20 protein-coding genes, 1 tRNA gene and 2 pseudogenes are annotated in these 21,945 nt (G+C 35.7%); 12 read left to right on the forward strand and 11 right to left on the reverse strand.

Annotated features, from left to right (window positions below; translation table 11 throughout):
- The 7 genes and pseudogenes from OZD67_RS03165 to OZD67_RS06450 all read right to left on the reverse strand — a co-directional run.
- Positions 1-1,321, reverse strand: a 1,321-nt coding sequence (locus OZD67_RS03165) for an IS110 family RNA-guided transposase (RefSeq protein WP_274999611.1), incomplete at its 3' end; no start/stop codon positions are given.
- Positions 1,322-1,558: 237 nt separating this feature from the next.
- Entirely contained in the window at positions 1,559-2,146 is a 588-nt protein-coding gene (locus OZD67_RS03170; protein WP_182182945.1) for a hypothetical protein, read from the reverse strand.
- Positions 2,147-2,189: 43 nt separating this feature from the next.
- Positions 2,190-2,924: a hypothetical protein gene (locus OZD67_RS03175; protein WP_274999709.1), complete on the reverse strand. Its 735-nt coding sequence runs from the start codon at positions 2,922-2,924 to the stop codon at positions 2,190-2,192.
- A 23-nt stretch (positions 2,925-2,947) separates the two neighbouring features.
- Positions 2,948-3,409 (reverse strand): hypothetical protein, encoded by a 462-nt coding sequence (locus OZD67_RS03180; protein ID WP_182182948.1) that lies wholly within the window; start codon positions 3,407-3,409, stop codon positions 2,948-2,950.
- Positions 3,406-3,609 carry a hypothetical protein gene (locus OZD67_RS03185; RefSeq protein ID WP_182182950.1) on the reverse strand — a complete coding sequence of 68 codons (204 nt, stop codon included), beginning with the start codon at positions 3,607-3,609 and terminating at the stop codon, positions 3,406-3,408. The genes OZD67_RS03180 and OZD67_RS03185 overlap by 4 nt, the downstream gene beginning before the upstream one ends.
- 3 nt (positions 3,610-3,612) lie before the next feature.
- A complete protein-coding gene (locus OZD67_RS03190) occupies positions 3,613-4,839 on the reverse strand; it encodes a hypothetical protein (RefSeq protein ID WP_182182951.1) in 1,227 nt (408 codons plus the stop codon).
- Between the two features lie 18 nt (positions 4,840-4,857).
- Positions 4,858-6,685, reverse strand: a pseudogene (locus tag OZD67_RS06450) (DUF4815 domain-containing protein); the annotation flags it as partial.
- Here OZD67_RS06450 and OZD67_RS03200 point away from each other — a divergent pair.
- From OZD67_RS03200 to lpdA, 5 genes and pseudogenes are all read left to right on the forward strand, one after another.
- Positions 6,682-6,963: pseudogene (locus tag OZD67_RS03200) on the forward strand (ankyrin repeat domain-containing protein); the annotation flags it as partial. The pseudogenes OZD67_RS06450 and OZD67_RS03200 sit on opposite strands and share 4 nt — an antisense overlap.
- Positions 6,964-6,988: 25 nt before the next feature.
- The gene (locus OZD67_RS03205) at positions 6,989-7,450 is read left to right on the forward strand and encodes an ankyrin repeat domain-containing protein (RefSeq protein ID WP_182182953.1); all 462 of its coding nucleotides are present in this window, start codon (positions 6,989-6,991) and stop codon (positions 7,448-7,450) included.
- 290 nt (positions 7,451-7,740) lie between these two features.
- Positions 7,741-8,502 carry a recombinase family protein gene (locus tag OZD67_RS03210; protein WP_259346606.1) on the forward strand — a complete coding sequence of 254 codons (762 nt, stop codon included), beginning with the start codon at positions 7,741-7,743 and terminating at the stop codon, positions 8,500-8,502.
- Between the two features lie 123 nt (positions 8,503-8,625).
- Positions 8,626-9,405: a recombinase zinc ribbon domain-containing protein gene (locus OZD67_RS03215; RefSeq protein ID WP_259346607.1), complete on the forward strand. Its 780-nt coding sequence runs from the start codon at positions 8,626-8,628 to the stop codon at positions 9,403-9,405.
- 59 nt (positions 9,406-9,464) lie between these two features.
- Positions 9,465-10,838: a dihydrolipoyl dehydrogenase gene (gene lpdA / locus OZD67_RS03220; protein WP_182182955.1), complete on the forward strand. Its 1,374-nt coding sequence runs from the start codon at positions 9,465-9,467 to the stop codon at positions 10,836-10,838.
- Between the two features lie 5 nt (positions 10,839-10,843).
- Here lpdA and OZD67_RS03225 read toward each other — a convergent pair whose 3' ends face one another.
- Complete coding sequence (locus OZD67_RS03225; protein WP_182182957.1) at positions 10,844-11,233, reverse strand: hypothetical protein; 390 nt, start codon at positions 11,231-11,233, stop codon at positions 10,844-10,846.
- Positions 11,234-11,302: 69 nt separating this feature from the next.
- Between OZD67_RS03225 and murG the strand changes: the two genes are divergently transcribed.
- On the forward strand, positions 11,303-12,334 hold the full coding sequence (gene murG / locus OZD67_RS03230; RefSeq protein ID WP_182182958.1) for an undecaprenyldiphospho-muramoylpentapeptide beta-N-acetylglucosaminyltransferase: 1,032 nt from the start codon (positions 11,303-11,305) through the stop codon (positions 12,332-12,334).
- Here the strand turns inward: murG and gshB are convergent.
- Positions 12,319-13,248, reverse strand: a complete 930-nt coding sequence (gshB, locus tag OZD67_RS03235; RefSeq protein WP_182182960.1) for a glutathione synthase — start codon at positions 13,246-13,248, stop codon at positions 12,319-12,321. The genes murG and gshB overlap by 16 nt on opposite strands.
- A gap of 60 nt (positions 13,249-13,308) precedes the next feature.
- Positions 13,309-13,905 (reverse strand): BON domain-containing protein, encoded by a 597-nt coding sequence (locus tag OZD67_RS03240; RefSeq protein ID WP_065094776.1) that lies wholly within the window; start codon positions 13,903-13,905, stop codon positions 13,309-13,311.
- A gap of 140 nt (positions 13,906-14,045) precedes the next feature.
- Between OZD67_RS03240 and OZD67_RS03245 the strand changes: the two genes are divergently transcribed.
- From OZD67_RS03245 to lon, 5 genes are all read left to right on the forward strand, one after another.
- A tRNA-Leu gene (locus tag OZD67_RS03245) sits at positions 14,046-14,127 on the forward strand.
- A gap of 158 nt (positions 14,128-14,285) precedes the next feature.
- Positions 14,286-15,620 carry a trigger factor gene (gene tig, locus OZD67_RS03250; RefSeq protein WP_182184170.1) on the forward strand — a complete coding sequence of 445 codons (1,335 nt, stop codon included), beginning with the start codon at positions 14,286-14,288 and terminating at the stop codon, positions 15,618-15,620.
- 11 nt (positions 15,621-15,631) lie between these two features.
- Complete coding sequence (clpP, locus tag OZD67_RS03255) at positions 15,632-16,258, forward strand: ATP-dependent Clp endopeptidase proteolytic subunit ClpP (RefSeq protein ID WP_164225183.1); 627 nt, start codon at positions 15,632-15,634, stop codon at positions 16,256-16,258.
- Positions 16,258-17,535, forward strand: coding sequence for an ATP-dependent Clp protease ATP-binding subunit ClpX (clpX, locus tag OZD67_RS03260; RefSeq protein WP_182182962.1), 1,278 nt, complete (start codon positions 16,258-16,260; stop codon positions 17,533-17,535). Before clpP ends, clpX begins: the two co-directional genes overlap by 1 nt.
- Positions 17,536-17,550: 15 nt before the next feature.
- Positions 17,551-20,004 (forward strand): endopeptidase La, encoded by a 2,454-nt coding sequence (gene lon / locus OZD67_RS03265; RefSeq protein WP_182182963.1) that lies wholly within the window; start codon positions 17,551-17,553, stop codon positions 20,002-20,004.
- 12 nt (positions 20,005-20,016) lie between these two features.
- On the opposite strand, the gene OZD67_RS03270 is transcribed toward lon, so the two are convergent.
- Positions 20,017-20,313, reverse strand: a complete 297-nt coding sequence (locus OZD67_RS03270) for a hypothetical protein (RefSeq protein ID WP_182182965.1) — start codon at positions 20,311-20,313, stop codon at positions 20,017-20,019.
- Positions 20,314-20,383: 70 nt separating this feature from the next.
- On the opposite strand from OZD67_RS03270, the gene OZD67_RS03275 reads away from it, so the two are divergent.
- The gene (locus OZD67_RS03275) at positions 20,384-21,676 is read left to right on the forward strand and encodes a cbb3-type cytochrome c oxidase subunit I (RefSeq protein WP_182182967.1); all 1,293 of its coding nucleotides are present in this window, start codon (positions 20,384-20,386) and stop codon (positions 21,674-21,676) included.
- Positions 21,677-21,945 lie beyond the last annotated feature (269 nt).

The raw sequence follows: 21,945 nt of genomic DNA on the forward strand, positions 1-21,945 counted from the left end.
CTTGTTGCACTAAAGTATAGCCAAATTCTCGTGCCTTTTTGATCAAATTTTTTACAGCTCTCTCCTTATATCGTGTTTCATAGTATTCCATTCCTTTTTCTACATATTCTTGTCCGTATTTGAGCATACTATAAAATATGCATGCTATTTTTCTTGCAGTAGCTGTTATTGCTTTTGGTGCTCCTAATCGTTTTTTTAATCTCCTGTAGTATGCACCCAATGAACTTTTACTATTTCCTACAGAATTAGCAGCCATTCGAAATGCATTCGCAGCACGATTAATGACTTTACGCGTTCTTGTGCTAAACACTTTTTCTCCTGTAATTTTATTGGCAGGGCTGAGTCCTAACCACGATGAAAAGTGTTTTTCTGTTGACCATTTATTATGGTTTATACCAGTTTCTGAAATTATAGTCTGTATACTTAGTATATCAAGCCCTGGAACTTTAGTAAAATCCATACCAGTTATTCGGTGCAGTTCCTCGTGCAAAGCAAAGTCAGGCTTACTTTTTCTGTGCTTATTCTTTTCCTTACTCAACTGTTTACTTTCGTTAGATTTTGTTTCAAACGTTTTGTAATAGACCTCAATATTTCTATCACATTCTGCTATTTTTTCTTGATAAATATTATATAGTTCAAATTCTTGCTTTAGCGTGAATACATGTTCCTCTCTATAATCGCCAGCTAACGCTTTTGCTATAGTAGACTGATCATTTTTTATTCGTGCATCCCTGAATTGAGCCAATTTCCCAGAATCTCTTTCGCCTTTAATTATAGCCTTGATAATTTTCATACCAGTTACTCCTGTTATATCTCTTATAACTCTATGCAGTTGTATATTCATTTGAATTAATGCCTTCTGCATACGCAGAACATGTGTAGATGCACTTTCAGTGAGGTTCTTACGTTGTCGCACGTAACTACGCAATACACATATCTGGCTATCTGGCCTAAATGACCCTTGGAGTAATCCATAACTATGTAGTTGTTGTAACCACTGACAGTCCTGAACATCTGACTTTCTCCCAGGTACATTTTTTACATGTCGCGCATTTACCAACTTAACTTCAAAACCGTAAGATTCCAGTATTTGAAACAAAGGAATCCAATATACACCAGTTGATTCCATCGCTACGGTTGTAACTTTACACTTTTTTAACCACCTTGCTAAATTATGAAGGTCTTCAGTGAAGCAGCCAAATTTTTGAACACGTTGCTCATCTCTTCTCTCGGGTATACATACATAATGTACAGCCGAACCAACATCTATCCCTGCTGCATCAGGATTCATTACCTCTAATTTACTTTTTGTCATTGTAATTGACCTCCTATAACTTATAATGAAGAAGTATTTAAGCTTGGGACGGTTAGATTATACAATCTTCTAATCGAGGTAGTCGTAATAGACTCCATCAGTGGTTTAACCGTTCCTCCAAAACCATGCTCCCAAACGGGCACTCTAGCACCATTGAGCGTCCGGTTATAACTGCAAAAATACTTCTTAATAAATTATATTTAAAAATTGTTATAGCACTGGATAAAATAGTTTCTTTCAGGTTTAACAAGATTTTTCCTTGTTCGATGCTCCTAACTCACTGGAAAAATTTCCATCACCCCAATTATCATTATATCTGCTTAAGATTCCAAACAAAAACGGCAACGATCCAGACTGAATAACAGCTCGTGGTTGTATTTCCTTCATTATCGAAGAACCTTCTGGAAGATCATTAATAGCTTTAAGTGTGTTTTTTATGTTACCAAGATCACTAGCACTATCAATTGCAGCAATATTGGCATCTTTTCTCGTATCAAGTAGTGATATATGTGAGTCTGATGAGATTTTTAGAGCTTTTAAAGATTCAGTCTTAAGTGTGTTTATTTCATCTACAGATTCTGTTTTTGCTGTGGTTATTGTAGATAATGAACTTGTTTTATTGTCATTAAGGGCCTTTAAATGTTTTGTTGCTGCATCTAAAAGTTCTTTTAATTTTGCATCAGTCATTTGTACAATATCAAGTACTGTACTCTGACCAGCTATAGATTCTAATGCTTTGGCAAGATACGCTATCTTGTCAGGTGTAGCATCTACAGCCAATTCTTTCAGTCTCTGATGCAATGCATAAACTACTTCTTTGGCAATGGTCATTTTTACTCCTTCTAAATTTGTTTGTTACTTTTCAACTCTAGCTTTATGTGGCAATATAGACATCAAAATTTACGTAACCATACTTGCCTACAACTATTAACTGAACGCCTTGCAGAGCAATACCAGAAGCAGTAGTTGTTTTAGAGCCTTTATTATAAAGTGTGGAAAGTTGCTTTCCTGTAAGCAACGATTCCACTATTAAATCTGCACCATATGTGCTATCACCATAGTAAGTAGTTGGAACATAAATGGTAAAACTACGCTCCCCTCTTTTTTCAGCTGTACGAGTGTTACGATTTGCGCTATAACCTGAATCTTTATTAACTAGCAATTGTACTGCAGATTCCTTGCGGAATAAAGATGAGGAATTTAAAGTTTCTATCACTTTTAACCTGTGACTTTGAATATTAGCTTCTATTGCTCTACATGCTAACTCTGACTTAACAATAGAGCTTAATGCTACTGCACTACCTACTATTGCATTCATAGCTGCTGAAGAAGCTGCTACTGCATTCATATCAGCATGATCCGCCACGTTAAGCCCAACAAGTCCACTAACAAGGTTCGCAATCGCCATCGAATTATTGTTCACTATACTCATTGCCGTAGTTGAGTTTCTTACTATATCTCTTGCTACTGAGGAAGATGCTATCACATTCATAGCTGTTGGAGAAGCTGCTATAGCAGTCAACCATTCAGGATTGGCTATTATTGTCAGTATTGAATTAGAATTACTGAGCATCTTATTGAACTTTTCTTGGTTATTAGCGTCACTCAACCAGGTCTCCAAATCCCTATTGCTTAGACTTCTTTTAATACCCTTGGGTCAAAAGTAGCTTCAAAGTCACTTACCAGTCCTTTTAACGCAGAAAGTTGTTCTTTGCCTGTGCTCTCTATTTCAGCGATATTAGTATCTTTTCTTGTATCAAGTAGCGACATATGTGATTCTGCTGAGGTCTTTAAATCACCCAGAGCGCTAGTTTTAAGTGTATCAATTGCTTCCAAAGACTTTTCCTTAGCTTCTGTTATTGCTGACAAAGAACTCGCTTTGTTAGTATTTAGATCATTTAAATGTTTTGTTACTGCATCCAAAAGTTCTTTAAGCTTTTCATCAGTCATGTTTATGATATCAAGAACCGTACTTTTTCCTGCAACTGATTCTAATGTTTTAGCAAGATACGCTATTTCTTCAGGTGTAGCATCTACTGATAGCTCCCTTAACCTCTTACTCAATGCGTTAATTACTTCTTCTGCAATTGTCATCTATTTTTACCCCATAAATTTAAAAAAGTTTCAAAACTAAAACGCTCAAATGCGCTTTTAAGCTCTGTATGTTCGGTATTCCTTGATGAAATATCTACATCTATTTGCTCAATGGTTTTGCGAATACGCACCACATCCTGAACAGCGATGTTATCTGGATGAGGCAATAAATATCCCCTTTCAGTTTTATCTTTTTTCATTTCTTAGGATATTACTACTCTTAAAGCTCTAACTTTAGGACGGTATTCCACCGTGCCAGAGAGAGATAACTTTATTCTTGTTTCATTAGCATTAAAACTTGTCAGCACATGAGTACGCTCTACCCAGCTGTCACCCGCAGGTTTACCTATTGTTAAATCAACCAATTGCCATTCACTGTTACTCTGCTGTACATAAGTTTTAATATCCGCAGTACCAGGAATCGAAGCTTCATAAGTAATTGTTACTTTAGTATTAGATCCTGCAGGAATGCTTCTCGTCACATAATCTGCATTCTCTGCAATTTCACCAAGAATCAGTTGCAGCCCAGGGTAAAAAACTGGACTTCTTTTCTCTGATCCACGTAGTGTTGCTTTAACTACCAACTCTCCATTTAACCTGGACCGCAGTGCTATTGGTAAATTATCAGATAAACTATGTTCTTGTTTTTTACCAACTTCAACTAATGTAAGCTCAACATTGGTATCAGAAGACACTAGATCAATATTGGCCAATGCGATTAAATCTGATGTATTATTTGCCGTAACTTTTCCAAGATCAAAAACGTGGAAAACCTCAGTAAATTTTGCTGCTAAGAGCCTGAAAGTTAAATCACGATTTTGATGTGGCGTCCAAGTACTTGCATTGCTTGATGAAAGCAGTACCCCTACTTGATAAGGCTGACTTGTTACCCAACGATTGTTTACACTGTCATGCTTGCCAAGTTCTGCTATCTTCACTGCAGTGTTTGCATCATCAGTAAGTAAGACCAAAGCATATTCTTGTCCTGCTTCACACCAAACTGGTGACCAAGTTATACGTATTGCAGTACCATTAGTATTGATATCAGTAGGTAATATATAACCTTCTGCAATTACCATTTGAGTTGGCATGCCAACACTTGTTTCTCGAATCTGCGCAACAACACGTTTTTCACCCTTATTTGTAAACCACAAATCTACGCCTGCAATATGCCTACTTTCATTTAAAGTAAAAGTTTGTGCTAAAGGGTCATAGCGCTGAGACACTACTGTTGTTTCATCGCGTCTGATATCAGTGATCACTGTAACGCGTCTTCTCTCTTCAGTAGTAATTACTCCACGACCAGTATAAGTTGCTTCACCATAACTACCTTGGCTACCAAAAAATTGTACCAACTTCGTTCCTGCTGGAACACTGCTTGGTACAGTAAATTTTCCTTCCAATTTTCCTTGATTGTTAGCTTTTAACATATTTTTCTTCTCTAAAATTTAGGCTATAGGTGTAATAGGAATGCCATCGAATTTTAATTCCTTCAGCTCTTCTCCTGGAGAAAATCCTTCAATTTCAAAGTTTTGTGTTATTTCTCTCATAAAGGCAATTTCATTACTCCTGCTGTTTAAGAGTTCCATAGTCTCACTTGTTTCCGTACCAATTAGCACACTTTGCGTAGAACGTGATTGCTCATTGGATGCTCCAAGTATTACTTCTTTGGTGATTGGACTCGATGTAACGCTAAATCTTCTGGTTACCGGACTTGACCAATTAGTTTTCAGCTCTGTCCAACGGTCTATATTGAGGCTAATAGTAACTTTTGCAGGTACTGGTGCAAAAGCTTGGTAAGGATTGATTTTCATTTCCATGGTTTGCAAAGGTTGTTCCAAGATTGGCTCAAGCTCGTACGGCAAAACCCAAGGTTCTGTACCTTTACCAACATCTGCTACCGTGACTTTAATTGGCAAAGTTAATTCCATGTCAACAATTGCTGCAGTTTGAGAAATACCCTGATCACGCATATCATCGTCAAAAAATGGATCAACAAATACTCCTTTTTTAGCTGTTGGTTCTCTAAAGCTTGCATCATTGCGCAAACGTTCTTGTGCAACCAGTGCAAAGGTTACTTATACTACTTCGCATAGCTTCCAGATCACTCATTGGTACTACATGAATAGCATTGTTGATAACACTTGGATTTTCTTGATCTTTCCACTGCTGATAAACATAGCTCAGTGCAAGCTGCCCTGCAGGTGCCTTTGGAATTGATGGTCGCCAAGGGTGGGCTATGCCTTTTATACGATGCACTACTCCACCCATATCAATGGTAATCAGGTCATAACGAGGCATTTTCCAGCTATAATCAACCAATACCAATGTTCCATCCACAGCACCTGAAATTTTACACCCTTTTTCACTTTTGTTTTGTGCAGTAACGCGAGTACGTGCACGGTAAGTTACTTTATAGCTGCTACCAGGTGCTGGCTCTCCACCTGGTGGACTCCAATCAATCTTTCCTGAGTCCAAGCGATAATCTGTACCTTTTACATAGATAGTACTTCCTTGCTTAACTTGAATGATTTCAAGTATTGCAGAGTCAGGTATTGGATCAACTGTTCCTGAATATGACCCATGAGTTAAGGTAACAGTTTTTTGGACAGTAATATCTATCTTAGTAATCTCTGTAACCGGTGTATCACTCAGCTTCAACTCCATTACTTCTTTATTACTTGGCTGAAAAGTATGAGGCTCTGATTCAACTTGCTTAATGTCTGGATCTTCGTCAAAACGTATACGCATACTATGTGGCAGTTCAATCTCATAACCTTCCACATGAGCTTTACCTTCATTGACTACAAAGATTTGCTGTACTTTGCTGTCTCTTTCTTCTTTTTGTAAGAACATTACACCAAGGCCATTTACTACATATGAACCATTTGCTTCACGGTCATAACGAGCAAGGGCAGTATTTACTGCATTTGCTTGTGGTGGTGGCGCATGCTGAATTAATACGCCGTTTTCCACATTGTAAATAGGGTAAAATTCTCCATTCTTGAAACTTGTAGTTACTCCTTCTGCTTGATAATCCCAGGTAATAGTAATTTTAGTTCTTGCTGCTCCCACTTCTTGGTAATTCCTTGTGCCAACAGCGGGGTCACGAAGAGATGGATCTTCAAGTTCGGTAATTGTAGATTCAACGTACCAAACACCAATACGGACTGTAGTATTGACAGAAATAATTAGCTCTGCTTTTTCTACATCTCTAATTGCACCACGCAGATAAATTTTTCCTGACTCAAGAGTAACTCTTTCCCCATCTATTATGTGATAGCAAAGAGAGTGAAAAGGCAAGTAAATTTTTGAGAGAAAAAGGAGGAATAACAAAAAGTAGAGAACTGACGTGCTATGGAATAGAGGGGCTAGTGGGAGAAATAGCAGACATGTTGAATGGAAGCTACATGCCGGAGCTAAAAATAATAGAGATAGGAGAAATAAGGAAGAGAGACAAATCGCTAATAAAGAAAGAATGTCAAAATTTAGCAAGCAAGATAATCAGCCAAGTGAATGCAATGATAGATGAGGTGGTAAAAAGGAAGGCTTAGGTTTAAAGAAAAGGTGGGGTAAGTTATGGTAAAGCTGGGTAAAAAAGAGGAGTCACTATTAGAGAACTCGTTTAAAAATATTTATGAAAGAGACGAAAAAGGAAGAACAGCTCTACATTATGCAGTAGAGGTAAAAACAGTGAGGTTATTAATTGAAAAAGGAGTAGATGTGAATGCAGCAGATGTAAGAGGACATACAGCACTGCATCTAGCGATAACGGAGAAACGTCTAGAAACAGTTAGGGAATTGATAAAATCAGGAGGGAATGTAAATGCTGAAGAGTATGGCAATAAATGCACTCCGCTGCATCTTGCATGTATGGTAGGAGAAAAAGAAATAGTGGAGGAGCTAGTAAAAGCAGGGGCTGAAATAGAGCAAGCAGATAAATTTGGAATAACAGCGATGGATTATGCGAAAAATAGCAAAGAAATAGCCGAGGTATTAAAGAAAGAAACAGAGAAAATGGAAAGTTTGTTAAAAAAATAAGAGTCGTATCAGAAAGCGCAACAGCAGTTGGTAAAGGAAGGGCTAGACCAAATTTGAAGGCTGTAGCTGATAAAAGTTGGTCTTTTTCATAAGAGTAAATGGATTGATGGAAAAAAGGAGTGGTAAGGCTCCTTGCACTACAAAAACATTTGCAGGAGAAACTATGAGAAAAAGAACATTAACTTGCCGATACGAGCCAGATGAATTAGCGGAACAACATCTAGCAGACGCCTATGAGCTGTTACTAAGGTATGCGGTAAAAAGAAACAATGAAAAGGAGATAAAGAAAAATGATAACAGTGGCCTTATATGCAAGAGTTTCATCGAAGAGTCAAGCGCAGAACAATACAATAGAGAGTCAAATTGCCGAGCTCAAGCATAGAATTGCTGCAGATAAGCATGAGTTATTGAATGAGTATGAATTTAAGGATGATGGGCTTAGTGGGTGGAGTTTAGAACGTGAAGGTTTAGATGCATTACGTGATAAAGTAGGAGAAGATCAAATTGATAAAATTTATATTCATTCACCTGACCGACTATCAAGAAAATCTGCACATCAAATGATACTACTTGATGAATTTGAAAAAGCAGGAGTAGAAGTAATATTCTTAAATCATAAGACTGAAAATAATCCAGAGTCTAAATTGTTATTGGGAATGCAAGGATTAGTGGCAGAATATGAGTGTACAAAGATTATGGAACGTAGTCGTAGGGGAAAACTCCATAGAGCAAAAAAAGGCTGTGTAAGTGTAATTGGCATTGCACCTTTTGGTTATAATCGTATAAAGCATGTAGATAGAGAAAAGACAAAGTTTGAAATAAATGAAGAGGAAGCAAAAATAGTAAAGCAGATATTCATGTGGGTAGGGCAAGAGAGAATAAGTATAAGGGAAGTGATACGTAGACTAAGAGATAAGTCAATTAGAACAAGAACTGGAAAGAAGGTGTGGTGTCCAATAATAATTTGGAAGGTATTAAGAAATCCAGCATATAAAGGACAAGCAGCGTTTGGTAAATTAAAGAGGGTTGAAAGAAGAGAAAGAAATAAATAAAAGGTTTCTATCTGTCGCACAGATGAGGACAGCTGGATTTACATACCAGTACCAAAAATAGTTGATGAAGGGTTATTTAATAAAGTACAAAAGCAACTGGATGAAAATAGAAAAAGAGCAAGGATGCAGAGAGAGGGAGGAAAAAAGAAATATCTATTACAAGGTCTAGTTGTGTGTCAAAACTGTGGATATGCGTATAGTGGTGCACAATGTGGAGTTGAAGGAAAAAAGTTTAGCTATTATCGCTGTAGTAGTACTATACGTATTACTGATGGTAGGGAGAAGTGTACTAATAAATTGGTCCGTACAGATATGTTAGAAACAGCTATATGGGAAAAGGTGAAAAATTTACTAAAAAACCCAGAGATAATAAAAAATGAGTATCACCGTAGAATTGCAGAAAATAAAAATGATGAATCATCAGATAAGAAGTTTGCAAGAAGGGAAAATCAAATAAAACAAGGCATCGAAAAGTTAATGGAAGACTATTATAGTCAAGAAAATGTAGGAGATAAAGGATATATAAGTGAGGAAGAATTTAAACAGACGATGAAAAGAATGAGGGAACGCTTAAGAGGGATAGAAGAAGAGAAGAAAAAGGTAGTTGATCAAAAAGCAATAGAGAAGGGAATGAACCTTATCATCAACAGTATAAAGAGTCTTTATTCCAGTGTAAAATCTAATTTGGAACAGCTAGATTGGCAAACTAAGCGTGGCATCATTAAAGCATTAGTAGAACGAATTCAGATTGGTTATGACCAGGTAGAAGTGGCGTTTAGAATCGAAGAACCAGCACAGGATGGAGAGATTTTTAATTTGCAACATTGTACTGGACGTCATGATAAGGGAACTGGCGGAGTTTGTCAAGTAAGTTTTTTCGTTTCCATGTTGTCAGCTACCTGAATATTGATCATACGAGTTCCATCTGTTATATATAATCTTTTTGAATACGAAAAAAACTGATGAATGAGTATGAGATTACGGTTATAGGTAGCGGTCCTGGTGGTTATATAGCAGCAATTAGAGCGGCACAGCTTGGGTTTAAAACTGCAATTGTAGAAAAAGAAAAAAATTTAGGCGGTATATGCTTAAATTGGGGATGTATACCAACAAAATCACTACTTAGAGCATCTGAGATTTATAGGCTAATAAAAAGATCAAAAGAGTTTGGTATAGAAGTAAAGGGAGCGAGTTTTGATATACAATCAATAGTGCAATACTCAAGAAACGTTGTTGATAAATTATCAAGTGGCGTTGCATATTTGATGAAAAAAAATAACATCAAAGTTCATCAAGGCTTTGGTAAACTTGCAGGCAATAGTACTATAAAAGTTGCTGGCGACAAGGAAGAACAAGAAATTATTTCCAAGCATATCATTTTAGCAACAGGAGTGAGGGCACGGAATCTGCCTGGAATAGAGGCAGATGGAAATTTAATATGGAATGCGCAGCACGCTATGACTCCAGATAGATTACCAAAATCGCTATTAATTATAGGGTCTGGTGCAATTGGAATAGAGTTTGCAAGTTTCTATAACACTCTGGGAGTTGATGTAACAATCATAGAGATAAAGAGCACTATTTTGCCGCTGGAGGATAAAGACATTTCAGGACTAGCAGAAGAAATATTCACAAAACAGGGGATAAAAATATATACAAACAGTAGCGTAAAAGCTCTTACTAAAAGTAAAGACTCTGCTCAAGTGCTACTAAGTAGTGGCGAGAGCAAAGAATTTGATAGGGTGATTGTTGCGGTTGGAATTCAAGCAAATATTGAAAATATAGGTTTAGAAAATACAAAAATTAAATTAAGCCCTTCTGGTTTTATTGAAATGAATGAATGGTATGAAACTAGTGAATCAAATGTGTATGCAATAGGTGATGTAGCTGGCCCACCATGTTTAGCACATAAAGCGAGCCATGAAGCTGTGATCTGCGTTGAAAAGATTGCTGGTAAAAGTGCTCATGCGTTAAAAAAAGAATGCATACCAAATTGCACTTATTCTCATCCACAAATAGCGAGCATCGGCCTTACTGAGGAACAGGCAATAAAAGGTGGGTATGATGTAAAAATAGGAAAATTTCACTCTAACTTTAATGGTAAGTCTGTTGCACTCAGTGAAACTGAAGGGTTAGTGAAAACAATTATAGACAAAAAGACAGGCGAACTTCTGGGTAGCCACATGATAGGTGCAGAAGTAACGGAGTTAATTAGCAATTTTGCTCTTGTAAAGCAACTAGAAGGAACAAACTTCGACATAAAATCTACGATTTTTCCTCATCCAACCATTTCAGAGATGATACACGAATCAGTGCTTGCTGCAGATGTTAAATAGTTGAACTAACGTTCCATCGTTTTAGAGTTGTCAATGTCTTGGGTAGTAGTTTGATTAGGCACTTTAATTTCAATAGATTGATTACCAGCATCAGAATTCTGTAACTCTTCTTTCAATCCTTTAGCTGCTTCTTTAACTTCAAGCTTTGCCTTTGGATGAAGATCCTCTGGGCCTTTTCCTTTAGTATCCAAACCTTGTTGTAGATTAGTGCTTTTCATTTTATTATGCTGCTTGTGCTCAGGTAGGTCAACAACCGAATTGAAAAGAATTTTTATTATATTTTTTAGCAATTCTAAAAAACCTCCTCTTCTGCCTTCTCTTTGTTCTTGAGATTTATTTTTCTCATTAGGTTCTTTTTTACTATTACTTTTAGGCATTTTTAACTCAACTATCATAAAGCTTAATAAAATTCTACGTGCAAATTGTTAAATAACAGTTAACAATCTAGGATTTATTGTTTACAGATGGATATTATTTTAGCAACAGGTGGCACAGGCGGGCATATCTTTCCGGCCATAGCCTTAGCAAAAGCACTAAAGACACAAGGATACAATTGCATATTATTCACTGATAAAAAAACAAATAAGAATATCGACATAGAAAGCTATATTTTACCATTACGTAGACCAAGCGGCAACAAATTTAAGTTTTTCCTTTTATTAATGTATAGTTGTGTGCTAGCAATATATAAAATCAGAAAATTGAAGCCAAGATTAGTAATTGGTTTTGGTAGCTATGCTTCTTTTCCAACTCTTCTTGCAGCAAGGGTTCTTTCTATACCTATAATTTTACATGAACAAAATACAGTTTTAGGAAGAGTAAATAGATTCTTTTTCAAGAGTGCAAAATTAATTGCAACCAGCTTTCCGGAGACTAAATATGCAGAAGGTAATAAATGTATTTTTACAGGAAATTTTATTGATATAAAAGCACAGAGCCATTCTAGTACTGAGAAAGCCCTAAACATATTAGTCATAGCAGGTAGCCAAGGTGCAAATTTTTTTGATAATGTAGTAAGCAGCGTAATTTGTGATTTACCTATTAAAATGAAAAAGAAAATTAGAGTGACGCAGCAATGTACGAAGAAAAATATAAACAAGGTCAAGAGTCTATACAAAAATGAAAAGATCGATTGTGAATTGAGTGAATTTTTTGATGATATGGAAAATAGATTGGCCAATGCTCACTTGGTAATTAGCAGAGCAGGAGCAACTTCAATAGCAGAGATCACTCTCGCTAGGCGCGCTGCTATATACATTCCTTACCCTGACTCAAAAGATAACCACCAATTTTATAATGCAAAATATATTGAAGATTCAGGAGCAGCTATGATAGTTGAGCAGAATAGTGAAGCAAAAAAAAATCTAACAGAGTTACTATTTGATCTATTAAATAGTTCTCAAAAATTGCGTGATATGACCAATAATACAAAAAAAACAGGGATAAAGAATGGGACTACTGAGTTTGTTAAGGTAATTGTTCACAGGTTTAGTTGATGGCTGCTTGCTTTTTCTTCGAACACATCCCAAAGATCTCTTTCTAGCGATGTGTTATATAATTTATTGATATAAACTACCCCAGTGGGTGAGGTAGTATTAATTTCGAGCAGGAAGTCATCTATAATATCAATACCAACAAATATTAGTCCCCTTTTCTTTAATTCAGGACTAATTTTGTTGCATATTTCATTATCTCTATCGTTCATTCGAGCAGGCTCAAAACTTGCTCCAAGCCGCACGTTCGTTCTGATCTCTCCACTAACTTTTGGCACTCGTTTTATTACTCCAATTGGTTGACCATAAAGTAGCAATATTCTTTTATCTTTATCTATGTTTTTACAAAATGATTGCACAATTACAGGACATTCATATTTTGCTATCATGAGATCCACTACCACTTGAATACTGTTTTCATCTCGTATTCTTATTACATCGTTTCCTCCATAACTATACAACGGCTTCAGAATAATATCTTTATAACTGCAGTAAAAATCTCTAATCATCGATATATTTTCAGTTATCAAAGTTGGCGGAATTAGCTCTGGAAATAATGAAGTTATCAGTTTTTCAGGACAATTCCTTATTTCTGTTGGATTGTTAATTACCAATGCGCTGGTTTTTTCTAAGATATATGTTGTTGTAATATAACGCATATCAAAGGGTGGATCCTGTCTGATAAATATGATGTCCATTTCATTCAAGTTGATAGCTACATCTTTTTTGGAGATAAAACTAAAATCATCAACATTGACTTTCTGAGCCAGAGCAATTGGATGGTTTAGCTTTAGTGCTAAATTGTTAGGAGCATAGACAAAAACTTCATGCCCCCTCCTTTGTGCTTCCTTTATTAGCACGAATGTAGTGTCAGTTTCAAAATTTATATTTTCATCCATCTGAAAGGCAACTTTCATTTATGTTCTCTACCTATTGTCACAACTGTACAAATGTTATAATTTGAAGGCGATTTTTGCCTAATGGCGTAATTTACTGTACCTATATCGTACATAACTTACAACTTGTTTTACTCCCTTTACTTTTCTTGCAATTGATATTACAGCTTTTAACTCCGCTTTATTTTGGGCTATACCCATCAAATAAACAACTCTATCAACCGTATTGACGCTATAATTAATTGATTTAATATTTCTTTTCCCCAGAAGTCTTGTTCTTATTTCCGCTGTTATCATGCCATCTACAGTAGTGTCTAGCATGGAAGCCATTTGAATTGGTATTACTCTTATTTCATTTATCACTTCTTTAATTTCTTTTTGCTGCCAAGCTATTTTTTCTGCTGTAAGTTGTTTTTCAGGAGTGTCAACACTTCCAATGAGCAATACTCTTCCTTCACTTACTTTAACTTTTATGGATGAAAATAGCCCATGTTTTAAGAGCCCCTTATTAATTCTGATGACCATAGTCGTATCATCAATGATATTTCCCAAGGATTTGTCCTGCATTGTTATTGCTGTTGCTGTCGCTGTAGCCACCACACCACCTATTATAAGGGTTGTGCAACCACTTTGTGTAATCAAGAAAATTGCAAGTAAGAAGCTTGTTATTAATCTCATTATTGATTTTCAGGATTTAGAGCTTTCATTAAAAAATGTTAATAAGCTTTTTTGATTGTGTAAATACTATAAATTAAGTAAGACTTTAAACCTTGAATATTTTTAATGGAATACCTATAATAGGGTACTGAAAATTTCTTGCGGATATGGCGGAATTGGTAGACGTGCCAGGTTTAGATCCTGGTGAGCTTGCTCGTGGGGGTTCAAGTCCCTCTATCCGCACTTTAAAGTCATGTAACTTAGGTTTTAAGGGAAAATTTATAATCACTAAATACACTTTTGTTTGTATAAAAACCTGTTCTTAAGGATTGTGTTTAACTTAAATTCTGGTAAAATGACTCTATTAAGATATGAATTAAAATGTTAATAAATGAATTATGATGTCTAATAATATACCTCAAAATACAGTCGAAGTAAGTAGCGTATACACCTACAAAGAGCTTAGTATAGATAAACTAAAGTATGAGTATGAAATCACAGTTGGTAGTGATTATATAAAACAAAAGGTAAATTCCAGGTTGCAAGAGATAGCAGAAAATGCAAAATCACCTGGATTTAGGGCTGGAAAGATGCCCTATGACCTTGTTGTTGCAAATTATAAAAACGAAGCTTTGGAATATGTGATAAATAATACAATTGATCATTGCTCAAGTGATTTGATGAAAAAAATTGAAGTCAAGTCTCACATTTATCCTAAGGTTGATGTTATATCATTACCAGATCTGGGCAAAGAAAATGAGGAGGGCAATTTTGTATACAAGCTATCTTTTGAGTCGATGCCTGAAGTACCGATGATAGATCTTGACAAAATAAGCTTAAAGAAAATTGAAGCAAAGATTGAAGAGGAAGATATAAAAGAATTTATTGATTCTATTAAAACAAAGTTCCCCAATTTCGCCTCTGTTGATGATGCTTCTTATCAAGCGAAAGATGGGGATAAATTGATAATTGATTTTGAAGGGCGGATTAGGAATAAGCTCTTTCAGGGTGGAAGTAGCAAAAATTTTGCCGTTAATTTAGGGTCTGGCACATTTATTAATGGTTTTGAAGATCAATTAACTGGTATGCAAAAGGGAGAAACAAAGGACTTTAAGTTGAAATTTCCTGAAAATTACCAAACCATTTCCCTTGCAGGACAGGAAGCTGATTTTTCTGTGCGAGTTAATGAGATTCAAATTGCCAAAGATTTTGAAAATGATGATGAAATAGCTAGGAGTACTGGTTTTAAAGATTATTCTTTGCTAATAAGTCATGCAAAAAAAATGATTGGTGATCAGTGCACCGAAATGAGAAATCTCTTAATTAAAAAGGAGCTATTTGATTATTTGGATGCTAATTATAGTTTTGATTTACCCACAGACATAGTAAAACAGGAGCAACAAAGAATGGAAGGAGAACTGAGTACTCAAAATGATTCTCGTAAAGAAGCTGAAAAACGTGTAAAGCTTGCTATGTTATTTATGAAATTTAGTGCAGAACATAAAATATCATTAACTCAAAATGATGTTTTAAATGTTATTGTAAATCAATATGTTAGTAAGGATGTACCGTTTGACAGAGTATTTAAGCATTTTGAATCAAATAAACAATTTCAAGAATTAGTTAGAGGGCAAGCCCTTGAGTATAAAGTGACAGATTATATAATAGAAAAAGTTAGTAAAGAAGAGCAGATTGCTTCTGTGAAAGAATTAAAGGAATTATTTGATAATATTTAATAGGAAAAGGTATGACTCTTATACCAATTGTAGTTGAACAAACTAGTCGCGGTGAGCGCGCTTATGACATATATTCAAGACTAGTGAAAGAAAGAATAATTTTCGTAACAGGTCCTATTGAGGACAACATGGCCAGTGTAATAGTAGCACAGCTTTTATTTTTAGAATCGGAAAATCCCGATAAAGACATTTGTATGTACATCAACTCACCAGGTGGTGTTGTAACTGCTGGTTTGTCGATCTACGATACAATGCAGTATATAAACCCAGACGTTTCAACTTTATGTATAGGTCAAGCTGCGTCTATGGGTTCCTTATTGCTTGCATCTGGTACAAAAGGTAAGCGCTACTCTCTACCTCATTCAAGAATTATGATACATCAGCCATCTGGTGGTTATCATGGTCAAGCAACTGATATAGAAATACATGCTAATGAAATTTTGCGAGTTAAGAAAAAACTAAATCAAATTTATGAAAAACATACTGGAAATTCACTAAAGAAAATTGAAGGAATGATGGAAAGAGATAAATTCATGGATCCTGAGGAAGCAAGGAAAATTGGCTTAATTGACAGGGTGATAGCTGAGCGTACAGATATTGAAATTGAAAATATTAAAGTTAAACAAAAGGTGGGTTAATGGATAACAACAATGATTTACACTACTGTTCTTTTTGCAACAAGGCGCAAGATGAAGTAGATAAATTGATTACTAACTCCTCGGATGGTTTAAAGGTGTTTATTTGTAATGAGTGCATAGAATTATCCCATAAAGCAATAAGTCAAAAGAAAGATAGATCTTTTAATTCAGATCGTATATCTGATATGAAGCTATTACTAAAGAAACCTGAGGATATAAAAAATTTTCTCAGCAAGCATGTTGTAGGTCAAGAACACGCGCAACACGTTTTATCTGTAGCGATGTATAACCATTGTCAATCCATGGTACAATTTCATGCTATAAGTGATATTGAAATCGAGAAGTCAAATATAATGCTTATTGGTCCCACTGGTTCTGGTAAGACTTTGCTAGCCAAAACACTTGCTAAAGTTTCAGATGTGCCATTTGCTATGGCTGATGCAACAACTTTAACTGAGGCAGGTTATGTGGGTGATGATGTAGAAAGCGTGTTGTCGCGTTTATTACAAGCTGCAAATTATGACGTTGCAAAAGCACAGCGTGGTATAGTGTTTATAGATGAAATAGACAAGATTACAAGAAAATCTGAAAGCACTTCAATAACCCGTGATGTTTCAGGTGAAGGGGTCCAGCAAGCTCTGCTTAAGATTATGGAGGGTACAGTTGCTTATGTTCCGCCACAAGGAGGGCGAAAACACCCACAACAAGAGTTTATACAAGTGGATACTAGTAACATACTATTTATTTGTGGAGGAGCTTTTGAAGGCCTCGATAAGATTATTGAAGCGAGAAAAAAGGGAGCGTCAGTTGGCTTTGGAGCAGATATAAGTCAGTCTAAAGAGCAAAAGAAAAAGAATGCTTTACATGATGTTCAACCTGAAGATTTAATCAAATTCGGTTTAATACCCGAGTTTGTAGGGCGGGTTCCAATAACTGCTGTTTTAGATGAGTTGGATCATAAAGATTTAATACATGTGTTGACAGAGCCAAGGAATGCACTAATAAAACAGTACAAAGCATTGCTTGCGTTTAGCAAAGTAAACCTTGAGTTTTCAGATGAAGCAATATCAGCTATTGCTAAAAAGGCTATAAGCTATAAAACAGGGGCAAGAATGTTACGTGCTATCTTGGAGTCACTTTTGCTTGACGTTATGTATACAGCTGGAAACGGAGATTTTGAAGGTAGCACTATAGTAATCACTAAGAAAATGGTAGAATTAGGAAAAGCAACGGTTAATCATAATAATAATGGCAATGTTATAACGGTTAATGATTAATTTGAGGCATATATTATGAACATTGAACGTGCTGTGAGCTCTAGTTTTACTGCATTGCCAGTATTACCTTTAAGAGATGTAGTAATTTTTCCAAATATAATGGTGCCTTTATTCATAGGCAGAGAAAAATCTGTTAATGCACTAGAATATGCAACAAGTAGTAGTAGTCACCAAAATGAGATTTTTCTTGTAGCACAGAAAGAAGGCTCTGTTGATAATCCAGAGCCTGAAGATCTTTATGAAGTAGGTGTGTTAGCAAACATTATACAACCATTAATAAAATTGCCTGACAATGCAGTAAAAGTTATAATCCGGGGGATAAGAAGGGGAAGAGTTGTAGAATATATTAGCTCTCATACTTTATTACAAGCCAGGGTAGAGTTAGACAATCATTATAAAGAAGATGAAGACAATATTGATTTAGAAGCTTTAAGGCGATCTGTTGTAGACGCGTTCGATAGCTGGTGTAAGCTAAACAAGAAAAATCAGCCTGAAGTTGCCATTAACCCCATTGATCAAATCAAAGAAGTTGATCAACTTGTAGACACGGTAGCTTCACATTTAAATATAAAAGTATCGGATAAACAAAGCATACTTGAGGCTTATGACCCAAAAGAGCGTTTAAAAAAAGCTTTTGCTTTTATTGAGAGAGAAATAAGTATTTTGAACGCACAAAACCGTTTATATAAGACAATTAAATCGCAAGTTGAAAGCACTCAGAAAGTTTACTACCTTAACGAGCAATTGAAAGCTATACAGAAAGAATTAGACGAATTTGAGAATGGTGATGAAGGGAATATACTCAATAAATTTGAAAAAAAGATAAATGAAACAAAGCTTTCTGAAGAAGCAAGAGAGAAAGCTATAACTGATTTGAAGAGATACAAGAAAATGAATCCCATTTCTCCTGAAGCTACAGTTATATCTAGTTACTTGCATTGGTTACTTGATTTGCCGTGGGGAAAGCACAAAGATGCAAAAATTAAATTAAACGCAGCTAAGAAAATCTTAGATGAAAATCATTATGGCATAGAGAAAGTAAAAGATAGGATAATAGAATTTTTAGCAGTATTAAAAAGAGTAAAAGAGATAAAAGGTCCTATACTTTGCTTGGTTGGCCCACCTGGTGTTGGTAAAACTTCTTTAGCTAAGTCTATGGCAGGAGCAGTAGGAAGAGATTTTGTTCGCATAGCTCTTGGTGGTGTGCGTGACGAGTCCGAGATACGAGGGCATAGGAAAACTTATATTGGCTCAATGCCTGGTAAAATTATTCAACATATGAAAAAAGCTAATTCATGCAACCCGCTTTTTCTGCTTGATGAAATAGATAAGATGGGTTCTGATTCGCGTGGCGATCCTGCATCTGCATTACTTGAGGTTTTAGATACTGAGCACAATAAACACTTTACGGATCATTACTTGGAAGTTGAGTTTGATCTTTCAAGTGTAATGTTTGTAGCTACGGCAAACAGCTTAAATTTGCCACATCCTTTGCGTGATAGGATGGAAATTATACAATTGTCCGGGTATACTGAAGATGAAAAAATCAGTATTGCTACACACCACCTTATTCCGAAGTTAAAGAAGGAGCATGGTTTGTATCAGAAGGAATGGGACATAACTAATGAGGCGTTATACAAGTTGATACGTTTATATACACGTGAAAGTGGTGTGCGGAGTATGGAAAGGGAGCTTGCAAAGCTCATGAGAAAGGCAGTTAAAGAAATATTGACTGATAAAAATAAGAAAATATCCGTAGGGGTTGACAATTTACAAGATTATTTAGGGGTACGTAAATATACCTTTGGTATTGCAGAAAATGAGAGTTTAGTGGGAGTAGTAACTGGGCTTGCCTATACTGAAACAGGTGGTGATATTTTGATGATAGAATCAGTCCTAATTCCGGGCAAGGGAGAAATAAAATACACAGGAAAGCTTGGAGAGGTTATGCAAGAATCTATAAAAGCCGCGTATAGTTATATTCGATCAAATTGTTTGTTTTTTGGTATAAAGCCCGAAAAATTCCAAAATAATGATATACATTTGCATGTACCTGAGGGTGCTGTACCAAAAGATGGCCCTTCTGCTGGCGGCGCGGTATGTACGTCTATTGTTTCTCTTATGACAAATACACCAGTTAACAAAAATGTTGCTATGACAGGCGAAGTGACATTGCGTGGTAGAGTTTTAGCTATTGGGGGCTTGAGAGAAAAATTGCTTGCAGCGCTCAGAGGATCAATCAAAACTGTGATTATACCAAGTGAAAATGAGAAAGATATGCAAGAGATTCCTGCAAGCATCAAAGAGGGGATCAACGTAGTTTTTGTTAAGAATATTGATGAAGTTATGAAAGTTGCTTTAATGCACCCTACTACTCCAATTGATGGTGATGATAATCAAAATAGTATGCCTTCCTCTATAGAAAATAAAGATGATACTTTTCCTATGTCGGAAACATTGAAGCATTAGATTAAGAAGATATTAAATGTTTTTACGAAGATTAGGAATCATCTTAATTTCAAAAAAATAACCGTATAATCTAGCAAGGCACTCAAGTAAAAATAATATTAATACATAGGATACAGCAGGAGTTGCTATATTACGAAAAAGATTATCTGCATCTGATATTGAAACACGATCTATAATGACTTTTATTAAGTATGGATTAAAGGAAATATCGATAGCCCAGACTAATCCTGTCAGTAATACTATCCCTATATAAAACGGAAATGGACGCAGCATTTTCAGGATGAAGGATATTGTTGTAATGTCATTCATTTGAACTACACATATCAATTTGAAAAATGTACACTGTCTTGTATTATAGTACCTAAAAGTAAGAAAGACCATGCTCAACATACAAAATAACGCTCCACTCTGTAGAAAATGGATATTCTTAGCAGTATGTGCCCTTGCTTGCTCTGGATTGCTCTCAATAATTGTTATTTTTTTACGACTGCCTTTTATCTCCTCTCTTGTTCCTTCTGCACAATATATCTTTGATAATGCGCTGGTGATACACGTGAACTTGTCAATTTTGGTGTGGATGTGCTCTATAATATCTCTGCTCTTTACCATAAACCTACAAAATACCAATAGTTGGTTTAACTTTTCATGGGTTCTATCAACCCTTTCGGTGCTGCTCATGTTTATATCCGCATTCGTTCCAAACACTGAAGTTATCAAAAGTAACTATATTCCCGTATTACAAAACAAATTATTCTTGTTTGGTCTTGGTTTGTTTACCACCAGTATATTAGTAAATGCAATGCTAGCATACACATCAAAAAAAGAGGTTTCATTTCTCTCTGTGGGGCAAATTGGGCTGGTTATTATACTTGTTTCATCATTTCTTTGCTTTGTTTTAGCATATCAAAATATGCCTCCAGATCTATATCACTCAGATAAGAATTTGTTTTACGAATATCTCTTTTGGGGAAGCGGACATTTATTGCAGTTTGCTTTTACTCAAGGAATGTTTTTAGTGTATTTAATAATCAGTGATGTGAGTTTAGCTTCAAGCAATAAAATTACTATTTTACCGCTGTTTATAAACACGATTTTGGCTATAGGTGCACCGTTTGTATATTTTGTTTATCCAGTTGATAGTGCCAAGTTAATACAGTTTTTTACTTGGCATATGAGAATTGCTGGAGCAGTTTTGCCGTGCTTTTTGATAATATTAGTGTGCTGCAACATCAGGACTTTTACTAATGATAAAAGCAACTATTTATTACATTCATTTTTATTGTTCATTTATGGAGATGTGCTTGGAGTGCTGACTATTGAAGGAAATGTCACCATTCCCGCTCATTATCATGGTTCTGTAGTTGGAATCACAATAGCTTTTATGAATTTCATTTATTGGCTGTTAACTAAATTAAACTTTAAAGAGGTAAAAAGTTCCATGGTAAGATTACAGATTTATACGTACAGTGTGGGGCATTTTCTCCATATTACTGGCCTTGTTTGGCTTGGTGGATATGGTGCCTTAAGAAAAGTTGCAGATCTGCCAAGTATTTCATCAATGTTGGCACGTGCTTGTTTTATTGCGGGTGGAGCTATATCAGTTATTGGTGGAATGTTGTTCGTAATAATTGTGCTTTTACATCTGTTAAAAGGCAAAGCGCGTACCAACTAACCCATAGAAACGAAAAAACTTGCTTGACAAACCCCGCCAGCCCTCTTATCATGATAGTGAAGGTATTCAGTTATCTTCATCTGTGCAGATTAAACAGCAAGAAAACAACGTAGTTGGCGTCTTATTTTTAATTTTTTGCACTATGTGCACCTTATGTCTTCACAACATTTCTGGGTTTTTACCTATATAAGCTGAAACGCGCTTATAAGTCGTTTAATACAGTATAGTACGCCAATTTGCAGGATTAGAGAGTGACAACTAGCTAACAC

The organism is Wolbachia endosymbiont of Drosophila nikananu, from assembly GCF_028981865.1.
GTDB classification, from domain to species: Bacteria; Pseudomonadota; Alphaproteobacteria; order Rickettsiales; family Anaplasmataceae; genus Wolbachia; species Wolbachia pipientis_B.

Bases quoted from the DNA above. Each gene is read 5' to 3' on its own strand.
- OZD67_RS03180 (WP_182182948.1), bottom strand. From the start codon at position 3,409: ATGACAATTGCAGAAGAAGTAATTAACGCATTGAGTAAGAGGTTAAGG.
- OZD67_RS03170 (WP_182182945.1), bottom strand. From the start codon at position 2,146: ATGACCATTGCCAAAGAAGTAGTTTATGCATTGCATCAGAGACTGAAA.
- OZD67_RS03270 (WP_182182965.1), bottom strand. From the start codon at position 20,313: ATGAATGACATTACAACAATATCCTTCATCCTGAAAATGCTGCGTCCA.
- OZD67_RS03215 (WP_259346607.1), top strand. From the start codon at position 8,626: ATGCAGAGAGAGGGAGGAAAAAAGAAATATCTATTACAAGGTCTAGTT.
- OZD67_RS03210 (WP_259346606.1), top strand. From the start codon at position 7,741: ATGATAACAGTGGCCTTATATGCAAGAGTTTCATCGAAGAGTCAAGCG.
- OZD67_RS03185 (WP_182182950.1), bottom strand. From the start codon at position 3,609: ATGAAAAAAGATAAAACTGAAAGGGGATATTTATTGCCTCATCCAGAT.
- OZD67_RS03225 (WP_182182957.1), bottom strand. From the start codon at position 11,233: ATGATAGTTGAGTTAAAAATGCCTAAAAGTAATAGTAAAAAAGAACCT.
- tig (WP_182184170.1), top strand. From the start codon at position 14,286: ATGTCTAATAATATACCTCAAAATACAGTCGAAGTAAGTAGCGTATAC.
- OZD67_RS03240 (WP_065094776.1), bottom strand. From the start codon at position 13,905: ATGAGATTAATAACAAGCTTCTTACTTGCAATTTTCTTGATTACACAA.
- OZD67_RS03190 (WP_182182951.1), bottom strand. From the start codon at position 4,839: ATGTTAAAAGCTAACAATCAAGGAAAATTGGAAGGAAAATTTACTGTA.
- gshB (WP_182182960.1), bottom strand. From the start codon at position 13,248: ATGAAAGTTGCCTTTCAGATGGATGAAAATATAAATTTTGAAACTGAC.
- murG (WP_182182958.1), top strand. From the start codon at position 11,303: ATGGATATTATTTTAGCAACAGGTGGCACAGGCGGGCATATCTTTCCG.
- lpdA (WP_182182955.1), top strand. From the start codon at position 9,465: ATGAATGAGTATGAGATTACGGTTATAGGTAGCGGTCCTGGTGGTTAT.
- clpX (WP_182182962.1), top strand. From the start codon at position 16,258: ATGGATAACAACAATGATTTACACTACTGTTCTTTTTGCAACAAGGCG.
- OZD67_RS03275 (WP_182182967.1), top strand. From the start codon at position 20,384: ATGCTCAACATACAAAATAACGCTCCACTCTGTAGAAAATGGATATTC.
- OZD67_RS03205 (WP_182182953.1), top strand. From the start codon at position 6,989: ATGGTAAAGCTGGGTAAAAAAGAGGAGTCACTATTAGAGAACTCGTTT.
- lon (WP_182182963.1), top strand. From the start codon at position 17,551: ATGAACATTGAACGTGCTGTGAGCTCTAGTTTTACTGCATTGCCAGTA.
- clpP (WP_164225183.1), top strand. From the start codon at position 15,632: ATGACTCTTATACCAATTGTAGTTGAACAAACTAGTCGCGGTGAGCGC.